The sequence below is a fragment of the Mycoplasma milvi genome (assembly GCF_048284715.1).
In the GTDB taxonomy this organism is placed as follows: Bacteria; Bacillota_I; Bacilli_A; order Mycoplasmatales; family Metamycoplasmataceae; genus Mycoplasmopsis.
This window is the reverse complement of record NZ_JBLWAH010000001.1, coordinates 1-20,906: the sequence shown is the minus strand read 5'-3', so window position 1 is coordinate 20,906 and position 20,906 is coordinate 1. Positions and strand designations below refer to the sequence as shown.

Genomic DNA, 20,906 nt, shown 5'->3' with positions numbered 1-20,906 from the left:
CTTTTGTTTTATCTTGTTCATTATTTTAAAATACATTATATAAGCAAAAATATTATGAAAAAAAATACAATGAAATAAAAAAATATTTTTTAACCCATAAAATAAGGCCAAAAAAATATTGTATAAAATTCGCAAACCACATTATGGATTTCCTGAAGTGATATAATACAAAAAAGAAAAGAAAGTAAAGAGTAATATATCATCTTACTTTAAAGGAGAAATTATGTCTAAAAGAGTTATAAAGAATTTACTTATAAAATCTACAATTGGTTTAGGTCTGTCTACACCATTAGTTGGTTTTGTAATCAGTAGTAAAGAAGGAAACACAAATGAGAATATAAATCCAGAATTAGCATACATTCAAAAAGGAAATTTACTTGGTAACTACCCTATTTTTGACTTTAGCTTAAATTACGAACAATATAAAGAAGCATTTGATTTTTATTACAATCCATCACAAGAAAATATAGCTAAATTAGAAGCTCAAGTTGAAATTATTAAGCAAAAAATGGAACAATTCAAAGAATATGTAAAGCAGATGTTTGAAGGTGAAGAATTCCCAGAAGCTAAGTTTGAAAAAGCAATTTCTAATAAATTGTTATCAAAACTAGAAAAAGCAATGAGCAGTATCAAGCAAGGAAAAAATGTGGAAAGAAATTATCCAACTGCTGTGCTTGATGCTATTATATGCAACAATTTTTTAGATTTATTTATCGGAGATAGCCAAAAAGTATTGAATAGTTTTAGTGAAGCACTTGATTTTAATGAAAAAAATCCTGATACAACTTTTTCTATAAAAGATTTTAACAACCTTGCAAATAAAAAATCTAACATTGCCATAGTTAATCAACAGGATATTTTAGGATTAATATTTAGGAACTTTATGCCATACGATTTTAATTCTACCAATCTTATATCCAAACCAACTGATCAAAGTTTTAAAAAAATTGAGCAAAATGCAGAAATTACAAATAAAACATTTTGAGATAATTTTTTAAAAAAAGAAATAACTGCTAAATCACCTATAATAATTAATTATTTTTCAGGGTTACTATATTCTGAGATTGCCAATAAAATATCTCATATATTAATTTCATCATTTAAAAAGCCTCAAGTAGTTAACGAAAATATCCAACCAATTATTGATAAAATTCGTGAATTTAAATTAATAAGTGTAGAGAAAGATATTACTGAAGATTCTCCTAAAGCACAAATTATTGTATATTCAGTACCAAGTGTAATGGCAGCATTTATGGTTTATATGATAAATGAGTGATACCAAGATGATTTTAAAAATGAAATTATAGATAGCAACAACTATAAGTATTCAAATAAAAGTATAAAAGTAAATACAATAGATAAAATTAATGCCAAATTCATTTATGTTTTCAATAAAGATAACTGAACTGAAAGCTTTTTATCAGTTGATTCAAAAATAAATGACAGAAAAATAGAAGATACAAAAGACCTAAATGGGCAAGCAGTATATGATAAGGTTATGAACGATTATCCAAATTTAAGTGAAAAGCAAAAAGAGCAAATACTTAAATCAATTGAAAATGCCAGTGATGATGAAGCATATGATAAAATCATTAATAATATAATCAATGTAGATAATAAAACTAAAGAAATAAAAGAAGCTTTAGATAAAATCCCAAATATTAAAAATGATAAGAATTATGAGTTTTCAAGTGATTTAAATAAAACTCAGTTTAATAATGAATTTGGTGCATTAATAAATGGTTCAATGACTCCGGAAGATTATTTAGGTTCTATTGTAGATTTAACTGATTTAGATAATAAATTAACTGAAATTAATAACACCATTAGCAAATTGGATGGTAATAGTAGATATAATGAGCTTTTGGATAAAAATATAAAGAAAATTGATGAATTTAAAAATTTAACTCCAACACAAGGTAGTGAATTTATAAATAATTTAAAAAATGCTAACTCTGAACAAGAAATGGCAGAAATAATAGCTAAAGCTTCTAATCTTTCTGCTTTAATTAATCAACTTACAAATGCTATTTCTAAGGCTACAGAGGTTAAAGAATCAAATAATTATAAAAATTCAGATGAGAATAATAAAGAATCATTGGATTCTAGTTTCAAAAAAGTAAACGATTTACTTGATGAAGTCAAAAAATGAACAATGATTGATGATTCTATAGTAAATAACAAAATCCTACCTGGAATTACAGATCTTGATAATGCAATTAAATCATTGAATGGTGATCAAAAACAAGCAGAAAAGAAAAACAAAATTAGAGAGGCTATTGAAAATGAACCAGCCCTATCTCGTGCTCAAAAAGACTACTATAAAGGTCTAATAACTAATGAAAGTAGTGATGAAGATGATTTAAAAAATAGCTCAGCTGCACATAATCTAAATACATTAATTCAAGAAACTAATAAAAAAATTGATGATGCTAATGCCTTGAAAAATACAAATAATTATAATTGAGCATCAACTGATAATAAAACAGCTTTTGATCAAGCTGTAATTGACATTCAAAATGCATTAAAAGATGAAATTTGAAAATCAATAATGGGCAACCAAAATAATGAAGCAGAATATAATAGAACAATTAATGAAAAAGTTACTAATTTGCAAACTGCTATAAATAATTTAGATGGTGAAGAAAGATTAAACAATTTAGTTAAAAATGCAGTTGAAAAAATTAGTAAGATGCAATATTTATCAGATAATTATAAAGCTTCAGTAGCTAAAGCACTTAAAGATGTAGCAAATGAATCTGATATTGCACAGATCACCAGTAAAGCTGCTAATACAAACACTTATGCTGAAAATATTGCAAAGGCAATAGAAGACAATTCACAAATATTTAATAATACAGATGGTTTTGTGTTTTCAAGTGCTAGCCGAGAAATTCTAGATAAATTAAAAGGTAGAATTTCATCAATAATAACAGATAATAAAGTTAATAGCTATGATACAACTGAACAAGATGTCGAAGATATTAGTCAAGCTGTATCAGCAGCAGTTACTGAATTGAATGCCGAAATCAATCAATATAAGGAATTAAAAAATACATTAATTCAACAAGTACAAAATGATAAAGATATTAATGAATTACAAAAAGCTTCATTAATAAGTTCCTTCAATAATGCTCATAGTCTTGAAAAGATTCAAACACTTAGTGGCCAATATACTGATTTAAAAAACAGTATGGCAGAACTTAGAAATATAATTTCTCAAAACACACAAATCAAAAATACCATTAAATATGAATTATCTGATTCTATATATAAGAATAATTTAGATGGTTTACTCAATAAATATGAAGTTAGCAAAATTGCTACATTATCAGCTGATACTATAATGGCTTATATCAAAGAAATAGAACAAGCAAGTAAGGAACTTAATGGTGATAGAAATTTTGAGGAACGTAAATTACAAGCTAAAAGTAAAATATCAGCATATAAATATATTAGTCCAGCTCGAAAGAAATATATTTATAGCCAAATAGATGATTGCAATAGTATTCCAGATTTAAAAAATTTAGTCAAAAAAATTGATAACTTAGAATCAACTGCAAATGGATTGAACAATGAATTAATAAAAAGCCAGTTATCTAAAATCAAGGATCTTCCAAAATACATTTACTCAAGTGAATTTCTTAAAGAAATGTATTCAGAAACTTATAAAAAAACAGAAAAACTTTTAGCTAATCAATCTACAGACCCAGCAACTGATTTTACGATTCAAGATATTGATTCAATAATCTCTGAACTAGGAGCAGCTAAAAGCGACCTTTCTGTTGCTGTAAATTCATTAGATGGTGATCGTAATTGATTAAATATAAAAGAAGAATACATTCTTAAAATTAATGATTTAAAAGATCTAAATCAAATTACTAAAGATAGTTACATAATTAAAATTAATGATTGAGAGCAAACAAAAACAGAAGATGATTTAGAATCAATATATGAGGATGCTGAAGCTGATTCTAATGCAATATCAGAATTAAAAGATACTATAACTTCAGCAAATGTATTAAAAGAATCTGATAATTATAAATACGTTAATAAGGATGATTCTAACACTTTGGATAATTTATTATCAGAATATGATACCTATATCAAAAAAACATTATATGACATCACTAAAACTCAAAATGATAGTTCTAAGTTATCTGGACTAATAACACATATTGAAACTTATATTGATGAATTTGCTGCTCAAGTAGCAGATAGTATAAAAACAATTAACGATTTAAAAAATGCTACTGATAATTTAAAAACAGAATGAATTAAACAAATTAATGATTCTAGAGTATTACAGCAAATTAATGATATAGTAGCAAATGCTCAAAAAATTGATGTAGCAATTGCTAAAGTTGTTGAAGCAAATAATCAAGCTAAATTAATCACACCTGATGCAATAGCTTATAAATATGCTACACCTGAATCAAAAACTGAATTTGATTCACAATACAGTGTTGTGAAAGATTTAATTAGAAATCAATATGCAAATAAATCAGAAATTGAAATAATAGATGCTGCTCAAAAATTAACTTATGCTATCAGTCAATTAAATGGTCAAAGTCAAGTTGACAGCATTAAAAGTGAAGCTAAAATTACAATTAGTAATTTACAAAATCTAACCCCAGAACAAAAACATAATTTAATTAGCACAATTGAAAATGAATCAAATCCTAATGAAATTGATAATATAAAAAACTTAGCAACTCAACTTGATGCTGCTTTACATCAAGCAAAAGAGCTAAAACAAAAAGTTGACAAAGTAATAAACCCTAATGATCCAGAATTAAACTTTTCTCAAGCAGATGATGACAAGAAAATAGCTTTAGAGCAAGCTAATATTAATCTAGGAAGTCAAATTACATCAGCGTTAGAAATCAAACAATTAACTGCTGAAAATCTACCTGGTTTAATTTCAGACTTAAATGCTAAAACTACTACAGATCAAAATGAACTTGGTAAGTTAAATGGTGATGCTAATTACCAAGCTGCTATTAATAAAGCTAAAGATGCCATCAATAACGCTCAATATTTATCTCAAGGAAAAAAAGAACAATTACTTGCAGAACTTAATAACTATAAGACAGTTGCACAAATTAATGCACTTGCTACAAATGCAAAAACACTTGATGATAAAACAAAAGAAGTTGCTTTATTAGCTAGTCAAGTTAAAGAATTAACTCAAGCAAGCAACTATAGTCAAGTAACAAAAGCAAGTAAAGATAATGTAACTAATGCACTAAATTCATACAACAGTTTAACTCAAGATGATAAGCTAATTGTCGATAAAACACTTGCAAATATCCAATCAGTTCTTGATGAATTAATAAAAGCTAAGAACTCAATTCAAAGTGATATTGCTGCCTTAGAGCAAGCTAAAAAACAAGCAAGTGATTCCTTAGATTTAAAAAGTAAATATCCATATCTATCAAATGCTCAAATTCAACAAATTAAAGCTCAAATAAATGCAGTTAACTCAATTGAAGAAATTGCTCTAATTTTAGACAATGCCACTTCATTGAATAAAGCAATGGAATCATTGGATGAAGCCATTAAACAAGCTAATGCTGTAAAGAATACCATTAACCATATGCAAGCTACTCCAAGTGCAAAAGAAGCTTTTGATGCAGCTGTTGATACACAAAAAATGCAAGAATTAGCATTACAAAACCAAAATTCAATTGTTCCTAGTGAAATTGAAGCAAAAGCTAATGCTTTAAGCTCAGTAACACAACAATTAGATGGTATTGCTCGTGTTCAAACAGCTAGAGAAGAAGTTATTAATAAAATTAATCAAGCAGCTAAAATAAATGATATTAATAAACCAAATTATATATCACATGTAAAACAGCTTAATAGCATAAATGAAATTAATGACTTTGGTGCATTAATTGATAAATATGATCAAGCATTAGTTGATTTATCTAAATATACTGCGAGCTCAATTAATGCAATTAAAAAAACTCCTAGATACTTGAATTCTGATGAAGATAAGCGTAATAGCTTTGATGCTGCTGCAAAAATGCTTCAATATGAATCAATTGTAGAATTTAATCAATACATAGCTGCTAACAATATAAGTTACAAAATAAGTGTTATTAATGAGGCAATAAATTCTTATAAGAAAGCTGATAAGGCATTAAATGGTCTTGAAAAATTGGATAGTGCAAAACAACAAGCCATAAATGATTTAGGAAAATTAAACTACTTAAGTCAAGAATTAATTGACTCATATAAAACTAAAATTAATCAGGCAAATCTAATTGCAGATGTTGAGCCTTTAATTTCAAAAGCTAGAAACGAAAATACAGCTGCTGGTGACTTAATTCAAACAATAGACCAAGTTAAAAAACTACAAAATTCAGCTGAATATAATTTAGCAACTGAAGAACAAAAGAGAACTTTAATATCTGCTTTACAAGCTGCAAATAACTTATTGATTAATGGGACAAAAGTTAAAGATCATGAATTAAACATTGATAACAAAACTGCATTAGAACAAGCAGAAAAACAATTGCAAGATGCTATGAGAAACATCAAAGCATTAGCAGAGGAAATTATTCAAGAACAAGAAAAAGCTAAGGGCGAAATTGAACAACAAAGCAACCTAACTGCTGAACAAAAAACAGCAGCAAAAGAAAAAATTAATTCAGCTACAACTAGTGAAAAAATTAATGAGGTTGTAACTAATGCTAAAGGTTTAAATCAAGCAATGCAAGATTTATCTAATGCTCTTGCAAATGCGAAAAGACTAAAAAACAATAATGATAATAACTATAAATATGCTTCAAATCAACCTAAAACTAATTTAGATCAAGTTATTACTAAAGTTGAAAACGCAATTGCTCAAGGGCTTAAAGATGCTTCAAAAGCAGATATTGATAAACTTATAAAAGAAATTACATCTGCACAAAATTCATTAGATGGTAACAAGAATTATAATGACATAAAAGTTGAAATACAATCTTTAAAATACTTGCCAACTTTTAAAGATTATTTAGCAAGATCATTGGACAATTTAGCTAATGCTAATGATTTACAACAAGCTCAAAAAGTAGCAAATGCTGCCAAATTTATTGATAAAGTAGCATATGTTAATAGTGTTTATAAAACAAATGAGCCAAAAATTGCTTTTGCAAATCAAAACATGAAACAAGAACTACTTGATTTGATTAATAGTCAAAGAGTTGAAGAGCTATTTAATGCTTATTTAACCACCACACAGGCAGATTACGATTCTTATAATGAAAATCTAATTAACAAGTTAAATAATTTAAATGGATTAGAAAACTTAGCTAATGCTAAAAGAATTTTAGACTCACTAGATAACTTATGCTGTGGTAAGAAAGCACTTGTTGAACAAATAATTGATGTTTCAAATCCGAAGTTTGATGCAACATATAATGCTACATTTAATGGTGAAGTAATTAATAATAAAAAAGCATTAGACAAAATGATGGACACTTTAACAAAATACAATACTTTATTTGGAAAATTAAATGGTATTAAACAAATTGCTAATGATATTGATATTAGACTCGCACAATACGAAACATACCAATACCTATTACCATTTGAAGTGGAAAATATTGCTAATATATTACAAGTAACTGAACCAGAAAACTCATTGCAAAAATTAATTACTAAAATCAATGGTCTAATTGACAATAATAATTTAGCAAATTTAAATGCTAATGATTTCAATACTCAAGTTAATAATTTAATTCAAGAAGTTTCTAAGATCAATGTTGGGGCCTTCAATTTAGCTTCAATGTCTATCAATAAACTTGATTCTACAATTTATTTCGCAAAACAATTGCCAAATCTAAGTCCAACTCTTAGTGCATTGGTATCTCAAGCAGAAACTGTCATCTATCAAAATCGTGATAATATTTTAAAAGACAAGATGCCAGATGTGCTTAAAGCCTTGCAACTTTCAAATCAAATCTTTATGTTAGCTAAACAAAGTGTCTTAAGCAATATGATTGATTCATTACCTGAAAGTTTACGTAATAATGAGCAATTTAAGGCTGACTATTTAGTTGATGCTAAAAAATTACTTGACCAAGATATAAATAATTTAACTAGTTTACAATTAGGTGATTTTGTAAAAAATATTCAAACAGAGATAACTAAATTAACTGACATAAATAACAAGAGTGATTTATATCAAGCAATTAAACAGGCATCTGAAGCTCTTAACCCAACAAGTGAACTACAAGCTGCTTTACAAAAAGCAAAAGAAGTAGCAGCTAATAGTAAAAATAACTTCAATGTTAACTTAATTAATACCACAACAAAAGAATTAATTAATGCTACAATGAAAAGCCAATTAAATGATTTAGCAAATGAAGCCGAAAAAATTACAACTAAATCAAATGAATTAGAAACTGCTTTAAATACAGCCAAAACAGTTTTAAATAAAAACGCAAGCAATCAAGAATTAGAAAAAGCAACTAATGATTTATCAGATGCTTTAATTAAAAATCATTTAGCACAATTAATTACTCAAGCTAAAAACTTATTACCTAAATTAGATACTCAAACTTTAATTTTGGACAAAAACCAACTTACATCAGCTATTTCTAATGCAGAAGCAATAAATAATGCTTCAGTAAGTGAAGCTGAACCAGTACATAATGCTTATAATGATTTAAAAGAAAAATTTGATACTGCTTTAAATGCACTTAATGGCCTTATTAAAACTTTAAATGATACTGTAACTAAAGCAAAAGCATTAAGCAAAGCTGATTCAATGCTTGCTAAACAAATTCCAAATGATGCTACAGTTCATGATTTGATTACAAACCAAAGTGCTAGTGCAATCATACAAGCTACTGATAAGTTACAACACTTTATCAATGTAATACCTCTAGAAAACTATCTCGAATCCCCAGAATTAAATCCAAATATTAAACTTGTTGCCCCATTTACCATTTTAAAAGAATCAACAAAAGCAAAATACGAAGATTTAAACTTCAATAATTTAGAATTAATTCAAAAACAAGCTCAATTACAAGCCTTAAATAATGTAATTATTAAGAACCTTAATAATACAAATGATTTAGCTAACTTAAATCAAGCTCAAAAAGAAGCTTTAGAAGCAAAATTACAAGCTTGCACAAATGAAGAACAAGCCAATGTAACTGCACAAGAAGCTATCAGCTTAGATAAAAGCATGTTAGCTCTTAAACAACAATATCAAGCCTTACCTTCTAGCTTAAAAGACTTTAGTGATCCAATTTTTGCTGCTGCTAGCCCAGATAAGCAAGTTGCTTTTAAACAAGCATTAACAGATGCAAGTAATATACTTGCAACACCTGGTGTAATTTATCAAACTAATGCAGCTAGCGAAATTGACAGCTTAGCTGAAAAAATTAAAACTGCACTAGAAGATTTAAAAGCAAGTGCTCAAGCTAATAATAAAGTCAAAAAAGAACTAGAAGAAAATACCAATAATGCAATAGAAAATTATAAAGATCTAATTAATAGTAATAAATTTAATAATGCGCCTACACAATTGCAAAATGAATTTAAACAAGTACTAGAAGATCTTAAACAACAACATCAAAGTATTGTTAATACAGCTGGTCCAATTCCTCAACAACAAGCTGCAAAAATAGAAAAATTACTTGATCAAATTAAGACTAAAGCTAAAGAAATTAATTTATTCCCAGCACAACAATATAGCAATACTTCAGGTACAATTATTCCTGAAATTCAAGATTGAATTGAAAAGAATTTAACTACCTTAAGTGATCAAGATAAAGCTAAAGTAGCAAACGAATTTAATTCAACTAATACTTATCAAGCAGCTCAAGCTGTAAAAGATAAAGCCTTAAAACAATATAATGATAATCAAAAAGCTATTGCACAAGTAGTTGATAAGATATTAGAGGATATTGCTAATAATAAAATAAGTGAAGAAACACAAAAAGAAATTGATAAAGTTGCACCAATTCTTTCAAGTAATCAAGCTAATGACTTTAAACACTTAGCTGAAGCTTTAATAAGCTTACAAGCACTTGCGAAAGCCTTAAAGCAATATCAAGAAACTGATGTTAAAGATACAAACTTACTTGAAAATAACACAGCAGTTTTAAATAAGGCTATTGCAAATTATCATCCATTTAAAGCTTATTCAATTGTTGGTATCAAGCCTGTTAATGCAATTAATGCTCAAGCTGCAAGATTAATTGCAAATGCTAATGCCTTAAAAGCAATGGTATCTGCTTTACAAAATAAAGATGCGCAACAATTTGCTTCAGCCAATGTAAATAATAATGAACTAGAAAATAATATAGTAAACTTTGCTCAATTAATAAAACAAAGCCCATACTTTGAAACAATTAATAATTCATCTCCAAGCCGAAGTGCTATAAAAGATCTTGTAATGCTATTTAGTGATCCAAACTTTACACAGGCACCAAATGTATTACAAAGTGCAGCTAAAGCTAATGTCAAAGCAAACGCACAAGCCTTCCCATGATGAGCTTACTTAGTAATAATTGCTTCAGCATTATTTATCAGTGGAATTGTTATTTATATTAAAGATAAAAAATAAGATTAATCCCAAGTAATACTTGGGGTTTTTCTATCAAATTATTAACTTTTAATTAATAATTTGATAAACTTTAAATACTTAATTTAAGGAGAAATAATGAAACAATTTAAAGATAGATTGATTAAATACATGGAAATTGAAGCTATGTCTCGCTATGAAGAACCCATTGCTGATGAATTAAGAAAAAATATCACTGGATATGAGGTTTCTCGTGATAAAATGGGCTCAATTATTTTTCACAAAAAGAGTAAAAATCCGAATGCTCCAAAAGTCATGGTGGCTGCTCATATGGATGAAGTGGGCTACATAGTAAGAAGAATTGATAACAATGGACAAATTCTACTTAGTCCAATTGGTGGAATTTGAGCAAGTACTGTTATTGGAACTAAAGCTAAATTAATTACTAATAACAAAACATATTTAGGTGTTTTTGGACACACTTCTATTCACATTATGGAAAGAGATAAAATTGCAAAAGCCCTAACAAATGATGATTTATACGCAGATTTTGGATTTAGATCTAAAGAAGAGGCTCTTGCAGCCGGTGTTGAAATTGGAAATCAAGTTAGAATGAGTGGGGAAACTATCTTATTTGACAATGAGGATTTAATTGGTGGTAAAGCAATGGACAACCGCGCTGGTGTCGCTGTTCTTGAAAGAATTGCTCAAACTTTAGCACAAGCTGAATTAGATTGTGATTTATACTTAGTTGGTACAGTGCAAGAAGAAGTAGGAACTAGAGGAGCTAAAACTTCAGTATCAATTATTAACCCAGATATAGCAATAGCTTTAGATACTACTTCATCTCATGATACAATTGGCACAATACCTGGCACTACTGCTTTATTTAAAGGAGCAGCATTAAGAATCAAAGATGGTGGTAACTTAATGGATACAGGATTGATTAATTTAATGGAAGAAGTAGCTTTAAAACACAACATTCCTGCTTATAAATTTGTTTCTATGGGTGGTGGAACTGATGCTCATGAATTGCAATATGCTCGTGGAGGAGCAGCAACTTTAACAATTTCTCTTCCACAAAGATATTTACACTCACCAATTGGTGTATGTGCAATTTCAGATTTATTAGCTGCAAGCGATTTAATTTCAAAATTTATATTAGAATTCAATGATAAAAAATATGATAAAATAAAATATAAATAATTAACATAGGAGGTAAAAATGGTTGAAATGACAACAGGTGCATTTGTTGGTATGATCATCGGTGTTGTTCTCTTAGTCGGTATTGCTGCTGCTTTAGTTACATTTTTTGTAACTAAAAGAATTTTTGAAAAGCAATTAAGAGAAAACCCACCTATTAATGAAAAAATGATTCGTGTTATGTTTAAACAAATGGGTAGAACAGCAAGTGAATCACAAATTAGACAAATTATGAAATCTATGAATGATGCTAAAAACAAATAAATTCCTTTAATAATTTAAATTAATTCACTAATACAGTGAATTTTTATTTATCAGTGGTATTTATTGTTCTTTTATCTAAAAGAATTGATAAATATTAGAAGTTAGAGGCATTTTATTTAGTTTAAAAAACTTTTTTATCTTATTTATAGGTATAAAAAGTTTAAATATTTTGTAACTAATTACTTTATTAAATTTATTTTATTAAATAAATTTAATATAATTTTTTATATAAAACACAAGGAGAAAGATGAGACGAATTAAATATAATTTAAAAAGTAAATTTATCAATTCGAAATTTATTCAAAGTTTAATACGTTTTTGGCGCTGAAAATCCAATATCTCAAAACTAAAATATTTACTATTTATTTATTTTTTAATAGTTTTAATTTCAAGTTTACTATTATTTTCACCATGAGCTCAAAACAGTAATGCTGAAAGAATTTCTTATATTGATTCTGTCTTTACTACAGCCTCAGCTTTTAGTGATACTGGTCTTGTGGTTTCAGATACCTTTAAACAGTGAAATGATTTTGGTCAAGCTATTATAGCAATCTTAATATTATCTGGTGGTATTGGAATTTTTGCCTTGAAGTTTTTTATTATTAACTTTATCTTTCGTAAAAAATCATCTTCTCTTGGAGAAATTAAGTTGATTCAAAGTGAACGTGGAGGTACTAATACTGCCAAAATAACGCAAATCATAATTTCTTCTATTAAGTTTTTATTTATTTGTATTTTTATTTTCAGTATAGCTTTAACAATTTATTTTTATTTTGCAACACCTATCCATACCAAAGGTATTGATTTAGTTTTATCTAATGATATTAAGAGTACTGAAGCAAATCATTTAGAAGCATTACAAAGTAATTTTATTTCTCCGCAAGGAAATATCTTGCTTTCTTTAAAATTCGGTATCTTCCATACAATTTCTGCAATTAATAATGCTGGTTTTGATATCATGTCTTCTTTCAGTTTGATGCCATATTATCAAAATTACTTCTTGCAAATTTGCTTTATTATCTTACTTATTATTGGTGGTTTAGGATATCCTGCTATTTATGATTTAACTTGCTATATAAAACATAAAATTAGACGTGAAAAGTCACCATATTATTTTTCGATATTTACAAAAATATCACTTGTTACATATGCACTTGTTTTTTTAGTTGGTTTTTTAATTTCAATTGGTTTTGAAGCTAGTTCACAAAATCCATATGCTTTATGAAATCAATACTATATTCCAAAAACTTTATATGATATAAATGGACTTCCGTATAGTTCTAAAGAAATGTATTCATTCCATGCTCAATATGCTGAATGATTCAAACAAAGTAATAATTTAGCTGATTTATCTGATCCTAAATACTCACTTTTAAATGAGCAAAAATGAATCTTTGAAAATGGACAATTATATGGAAATTGATTTGACAAAACTTTTGCTACCCTGTTTACCTCTTTATCTACACGGAGTGCTGGGTTTGCTACTGTAAATATCAAACACTTTACACAAGGGTCAACATTTGTCTTTATCTTCATGATGATAATTGGCGCTGCTCCAGCTTCAACTGGTGGTGGTATTAGAACAACTACTTTTGCATTAATCATTATGGGAATTGTAAGGGTATTATTTGGTTTACCTCGTGTCAGAATGTTTAAGCGTGCAATTAATCAAGATACTGTTAATATGTCATCGCAAGTATTAGCAATTGCTTTCATATTAATTGTAATTACATCACTTGTGTTGTTTTCATCATTTAAAGACTATGGTGGAGAGATACAAACTTTAACAAATTCAATTAATGCAAATGAGATATATACCACGCAAAATATAATTTTCGAAGTAGCCAGCGCCTTTGGTACAACTGGATTGACTTCCGGTATTACTAAGAGTTTAAACACTATTTCAAAGCTTGCCTTGATTTTAGTTATGTTTATTGGGCAATTTGGTATTTCATCAACATTATTGGTTTGAAAACGTAAGAAAAACTGAAAACGTACATTTGAATATGTCGACGTTGACGTGGCTATTGGATAGGAGAATATATGAAATTAAATTATAAAAATGATATTGTAGTTATAGGGACTGGACGCTTTGGCCAAGCTGTAATTGAACAATTAATTAAAATGGAAAAAAGCGTATTTGTTTTAGATAAAGATCCTGAATCAGCTAAATTATTTGCTGATGAAGTAGATCGTATTGTGATTGGTGATGCAGCTGATACTAGAACTTTAAAATCATTAGGAATTGATCAAGCTGGTACAGTTGTGGTTGCAGTATCTGATAATATTGAAATTGTTGCTGCCTTATTGGAATTAAAGGTTAAAAATATTATTGCGCGTGCAACTTCAAAGCGTCATGCTAGAGTATTAAAACAAATAGGTGTTGATGTAATCATACGTCCTGAGTACGAATCAGGAATTAGAGCTGCCTTAATTGCAACAAACAATAATTTCATTCGCTATTCACAAAACTTGCAAGAAATTGGTGGTAACTTTGTTATAGGTTCAACAAAAGTTAATAATAGTGAACTTGAAAACAAGCAAATTAAAGATTTACATCTCTCACAAATGGGAATAACAATTGTTTTGATTAAAACAGGAAATACATTTAAACGTGCTACTGGGGATACAATAATTCAAAAAGATGATATTATTACGATTATAGGTGAAGTAGGTAATGTTACAAATGCTCTTGAATGATTAAATGATAAAGCAGATGCAACAGTAGAAACCAACTAAATAAATTTCTAATACTTTAGTATTAGATTTTTTTACTTTTTTTCCTACCGCGTAGGACTAAAAATACAGTTGGTCAATTAGGTAAAAGTATAAAAAACTATATAATTTAATTAATTATATTAATTAAATTATGAGGTAAAACATGAATGATAAAGATAAAATCTTAGTAAGTGACAATGATGAAGAAAAAGTAAAAATTCAAGATGATACAGAGTTTGAATATGAAGAAAACAACACAATGATTTTCCGTAAGAAGAAAGCAGTTGTGGTTGAAGATGAAGAAGAAGAGATCCCTCAAGCAAGTGAAGAATATGTAGTTACATCTCAAATCATTACTGAACCAACTGATGGTCTACATCCAGTGGTAATTGATAATGAAATGAAACAATCATTCCTTGAATACTCAATGAGTGTTATTGTTTCTCGTGCTTTACCAGATGCTAGAGATGGATTGAAACCTGTGCACCGTAGAATTCTGTATGATATGAGCGAACTTGGCATTACTCCAGGTAGCCAGCACCGTAAGTCTGCCCGTATTGTTGGGGATGTACTTGGGAAATATCACCCACATGGTGATTCCTCAGTGTATGAAGCAATGGTTAGAATGGCTCAAGATTTCTCAATGCGTTATCCATTAGTGGATGGACACGGAAACTTTGGATCAATTGATGGTGATGCAGCAGCTGCAATGCGTTATACTGAAGCCAGAATGGCAAAAATTGCAGTTGAAATGCTTGATGGTATTAAGAAAAATACAGTAGATTTTGTTGATAACTATGATGGTAGTGAACAAGAGCCTACAGTACTTCCATGTCGCTTCCCTAACTTACTTGTCTCAGGTTCTTCTGGTATTGCAGTTGGGATGGCAACAGAAATTCCACCACACAACCTCGGAGAAACCATTGATGCCACAATCGCACTAGCTAAAAATCCTGAAATTACAGTCAAAGAATTAATGCAATATATTAAAGGACCAGATTTTCCTACTGGAGCTATTATTTTAGGTACTAAAGGGATTTTAGAGGCTTACGAAACAGGTAGAGGAAGTATTCCGGTACGTTCTAAATGTGAAGTTATTGAGCAAAGTAATGGAAAAAGCAAAATTATTATCCGTGAAATTCCTTATGCAATTAAGAAAACTACAATTATCGAAAAGATTGCTGAATTACACAAAACAAAAGTCATTGAAGGTATTGTTGACTTAAGAGATGAATCGAACCGTGAAGGTATTAGACTTGTTATTGATGTTAAAAAAGGAGTAAATCCTCATATTTTACTTAATAAGTTATACCAAAAGTCAAACATTCAAACTACATTTAACTTTAACTTAGTTGCTATTGTTAATAATGAACCTAAAACATTAAATCTTAAACAAGCTTTAGAAGTCTTTATTAACCACCAAAAAGAAGTTGTAACTCGTAGACTCAAATTTGACTTAAATAAAGCTGAAGAAAGAGCTCATATCCTAGATGGATTAAAAATAGCTGTTTCTAACATTGATGAAGTTGTTGCAATTATTAAGAAATCTAAGACAGATGCAGATGCACAAGAAGCACTGGCACAAAGATTTGGTTTAAGCGAAAAACAAACAAAAGCTATCTTAGAAATGCGTTTAAGTCGTCTTACTGGCTTAAGCATTGAAAAAATGGATGCTGAAATTACAGATTTAGAAATCGAAATAGCTCATTACAAAGATATATTATCTTCAGAAGCTAAATTAATTGATGAAATTGTGCTTGAATTACAAGAAGTTAAAGATAAATACAATGATGAAAGAAGAACTGTAATTGATGCTTCTGCTGTTGGTTCAATTTCAGATGAAGATTTAATCCCTGAAAGAGAAATTGTAATTACTATGTCTTCAAATGGATATGTAAAACGTATGGATTTAGATGAGTATAACACTCAACGTCGTGGTGGAATGGGTTCGGTCTCAATGAAAACTTATGATGACGATGATATCGCTATGATAATTCATGCTTCAACTCATACTGATTTATTACTATTTTCAAACTATGGAAAAGTATATAACTTAAGAGGACATCAAATCCCTGAAGGTTCTAAACAATCAAAAGGATTACCATTTATCAATATTATTCAAGGTCTTGATACTGAAAATGGCGAAAAGATTGTTTCAATTCTAAATATTGATTCATATAATGATAACCAATATCTTGTGACAGTAACTAAACAAGGTATGTTTAAGAAATCTGAACTAAATCTCTTTAGCAATATCCGCAAAAATGGTCTTATTGCTTTCAAACTACGTGAAGGTGACCAATTAGTTAGAGCTTTTGTAATTGGCGAAAATGATGCTGTTTTACTAGCAAATAACGTTAAAAATATTGTAATGTTTAAATCAGATGATGTTAGACCACTCGGGCGTTCTTCTTTAGGTGTTAAAGGTATCTCGCTTGCTCCTGGACAAGAAGTGATTTCAGCTTCAGCAGACAATGAAGGAGATTATGTTCTTACACTTGGGGAAAAAGGCTTTGGAAAATTAACAGCCAAAGATCAATTTAGATTAACTAATCGTGGTGTTAAAGGGGTAACTGGAATTAATGCTGAAAAAGCTGGAAAACTAGTTTTTGCTCGCTTTGTTAATCTAAGTGATGAATTACTAGTTATTACTTCTTCAGGTGTTACAATCCGTACTCAAATCGATCAAATTTCAGAGGCTTCACGTAACACTAAAGGCGTGAAAATCATTAACCTAAAAGATGGTGATAGCATTGTTGATGTAGAAGTTATCAAGCAATAATTTAAATTAATTGTAAGCTTATGCCTATAGCATAGGCTTTTTTTAATTAAAAACCCAGTACCATTGGTACTGAGCTTATAGAATTAATTTTCCTTTACTGTAGGCTTATTAGTTAGTTTAGGTGTGTTTTCAAATGCTCCATATCCTACTTCTTTTAATTTTGGCATTTCTACTGATGTTAGGCTTGTTGCACCTTTAAAAGCATACCTTTCTATACTTGTAACATTAGGGAATGAAACTGATGTTAGGCTTGTTGCACCTTCAAAAGCACTATTTCCTACACTTGTCACATTAGGGAATGATACCGATGTGATGTTTTTGTTATTTTTAAATACTTCATCAGCAATACTTGTGATACTATCATCAGCAATATGATCACTAGGATTATTTCACTTGACTAAGACACCATTTAAAACAATTTTTTCAGGAAGTTTGGGAGTATTATCAAATACAGCTGATCCAGCATGTTCTAATTTTGGCATTTCTACTGATGAGAGATTTGTTGCACCTTTAAAAGCACCCCATCTCATACTTGTAACATTAGGGAATGAAACTGATGTTAAGTTTGTTGTACCTTCAAAAGCACTAGTTCCAATACTTGTTACATTAGGGAATGAAACAGATGTAATATTGATATTACCTCTAAATACGCTATCAGCTATACTTGTGATACTATCATCAATAATATAGCCACTAGCATCAGATCATTTAATCAATATACCGTTGCAAATTAATTTATTTAGTTTAGGGGTGTTTTCAAATGCTTCTCATTCAATTTTCTTTAATTTTGGCATATTAACTGATGTTAGGTTTGCTGCACCTTCAAAAGCGCGAACTCCAATACTTGTGACATTAGGGAATGAAACAGACGTAATATTTGTATTATTTTCAAATACGCCATCTGCAATACTTGTGATACTATCATCAGCAATATCACCACTAGCACCATCTCATCTAAGCAATTTTTCATTAACTACTATTTTGCTTTTTAGTTTTGGTGTGTTTTCAAATGCTCGAGACCCTAATTTTTTTAATTTTGGCATTTCTACTGATGAGAGATTTTTTGCGCCTTCAAAAGCACTAGTTCCAATACTTGTTACATTAGGGAATGATACTGATGTTAGGCTTGTTGCACCTTTAAAAGCTTCTCATCCTATACTTGTTACATTAGGGAATGAAACTGATGTTAGATTTGTTGCACCTTCAAAAGCACTATGTTCAATACTTGTTGCATTAGGGAATGAAACAGATTTTAAGTTTGTTGTACCTTCAAAAGCACTAGTTCCAATACTTGTTACATTAGGGAATGAAACTGATGTTAGGCTTGTTGCACCAGCAAATGCTCTGTATCCAATACTTGTTACATTAGGGAAAGAAACTGATGTTAGGCTTGTTGCACCTTCAAAGGCTTCTCTTCCTATACTTGTTACATTAGGGAATGATACTGATGTTAGATTTGTTGCACCATTAAAAGTATCTTCTTCAATTCTTGTCACATTAGGGAATGAAACAGACGTAATATTGATATTACCTCTAAATACGCTATCAGCTATACTTGTGATACTATCATCCACAATATCACCACTGGCACCATCTCATCTAAGCAATTTTTCATTAACTACTATTTTGCTTTTTAGTTTTGGTGTGTTTTCAAATGCTCGAGACCCTAATTCATTTAATTTTGGCATTTCTACTGATGAGAGATTTGTTGCATCTTTAAAAGCTCAATCTCCTATACTTGTTACATTAGGGAATGATACTGATGTTAGGCTTGTTGCATCTTTAAAAGCTCAATCTCCTATACTTGTTACATTAGGGAATCATACTGATGTTAGGCTTGTTGTACCTTTAAAAGCATACCTTTCTATACTTGTTACATTAGGGAATGAAACTGATGTTAGGCTTGTTGCACCTTCAAAAGCACCCCATCTTATACTTGTTACATTAGGGAATGAAACTGATGTTAGGCTTGTTGCACCTTTAAAAGCACTATCTCCAATACTTGTTACATTAGGGAATGATACCGATGTGATGTTTTTGTTATTTTTAAATACTTCATCAGCTATACTTGTGATACTATCATCAGCAATATCACCACTTGGATTATTTCACTTGACTAAGACACCATTTAAAACAATTTTTTCAGGAAGTTTGGGAGTATTATCAAATACAGCTGATCCAGCATGTTCTAATTTTGGCATTTCTACTGATGAGAGATTTGTTGCATCTTTAAAAGCTCAATCTCCTATACTTGTTACATTAGGGAATGATACTGATGTTAGGCTTGTTGCACCTTCAAAAGCTTCTCTTCCTATACTTGTTACATTAGGGAATGAAACTGATGTTAGATTTGTTGCACCTTCAAAAGCACTATCTCCAATACTTGTTACATTAGGGAATGATACTGATGTTAGATTTGTTGCACCTTCAAAAGCACTAGCTCCAATACTTGTTACATTAGGGATTGAAACTGATGTTAAGTTTGTTGCACCTTCAAAAGCTCTATTGCTAATACTTGTTACATTAGGGATTGAAACTGATGTTAGGCTTGTTGCACCTTTAAAAGCTTCTCATCCTATACTTGTTACATTAGGGAATCATACTGATGTTAGGCTTGTTGCACCTTTAAAAGCACTATCTCCAATACTTGTTACATTAGGGATTGAAACTGATGTTAGATTTGTTGCACCTTTAAAAGCACTATCTCCAATACTTGTTAGATTAGGGATTGAAACTGATGTTAAGTTTGTTGCACCTTCAAAAGCTCTATTGCTAATACTTGTTACATTAGGGAATGAAACTGATGTTAGGCTTGTTGCACCTTCAAAAGCACTATCTCCAATACTTGTTACATTAGGGAATGATACTGATGTTAGATTTGTTGCATCTTTAAAAGCACCATCTCCAATACTTGTTACATTAGGGAATGAAACAGACGTAATATTGGTATTACCTTCAAATACGCTACCAGCTATACTTGTGATACTATCATCAGCAATATGATCACTAGGATTATTTCACTTGACTAAGACGCCATTTAAAACAATTTTTTCAGGAAGTTTGGGAGTATTATTAAATACAGCTGATCCAGCATGTTCTAATTTTGGCATTTCTACTGATGTTAGATTTGTTGCATCTTCAAAAGCACCATCTCCAATACTTGTTACATTAGGGAATGAAACTGATGTTAGGTTTGTTGCGCCTTTAAAAGCACCATCTCCAATACTTGTTACATTAGGGAATGAAACTGATGTTAGGCTTGTTGCACCTTCAAAAGCACTATATTCAATACTTGTTACATTAGGGAATGAAACTGATGTTAGGTTTGTTGCACCTTCAAAAGCACTTTGTCCAATACTTGTTGCATTAGGGAATGAAACTGATGTTAGGTTTGTTGCACCTTCAAAA

At 29.6% G+C, this 20,906-nt stretch carries 7 protein-coding genes; 6 read left to right on the top strand and 1 reads right to left on the bottom strand.

The features are described from left to right. The first annotated feature begins 223 nt into the window (after positions 1–223). The 6 genes from ACNQ13_RS00035 to gyrA all read left to right on the top strand — a co-directional run bounded on the left by ACNQ13_RS00035 (position 224) and on the right by gyrA (position 17,498). Positions 224–10,573 (top strand): hypothetical protein, encoded by a 10,350-nt coding sequence (locus ACNQ13_RS00035; RefSeq protein WP_418035364.1) that lies wholly within the window; start codon positions 224–226, stop codon positions 10,571–10,573. A gap of 96 nt (positions 10,574–10,669) precedes the next feature. Continuing rightward, positions 10,670–11,737 (top strand): M42 family metallopeptidase, encoded by a 1,068-nt coding sequence (locus tag ACNQ13_RS00030; protein ID WP_418034619.1) that lies wholly within the window; start codon positions 10,670–10,672, stop codon positions 11,735–11,737. Between the two features lie 18 nt (positions 11,738–11,755). Then, entirely contained in the window at positions 11,756–11,998 is a 243-nt protein-coding gene (locus tag ACNQ13_RS00025; protein WP_416741437.1) for a YneF family protein, read from the top strand. Positions 11,999–12,245: 247 nt separating this feature from the next. After that, entirely contained in the window at positions 12,246–14,033 is a 1,788-nt protein-coding gene (locus tag ACNQ13_RS00020; RefSeq protein WP_416741436.1) for a potassium transporter TrkG, read from the top strand. Positions 14,034–14,041: 8 nt separating this feature from the next. Continuing rightward, the gene (locus ACNQ13_RS00015; RefSeq protein ID WP_418027683.1) at positions 14,042–14,737 is read left to right on the top strand and encodes a potassium channel family protein; all 696 of its coding nucleotides are present in this window, start codon (positions 14,042–14,044) and stop codon (positions 14,735–14,737) included. Positions 14,738–14,879: 142 nt separating this feature from the next. Then, entirely contained in the window at positions 14,880–17,498 is a 2,619-nt protein-coding gene (gene gyrA, locus ACNQ13_RS00010; RefSeq protein ID WP_474623447.1) for a DNA gyrase subunit A, read from the top strand. Positions 17,499–17,581: 83 nt separating this feature from the next. On the opposite strand, the gene ACNQ13_RS00005 is transcribed toward gyrA, so the two are convergent. Next, the coding region (locus ACNQ13_RS00005) for a leucine-rich repeat domain-containing protein (protein ID WP_418035363.1) at positions 17,582–20,906 on the bottom strand (3,325 nt) is incomplete at its 5' end.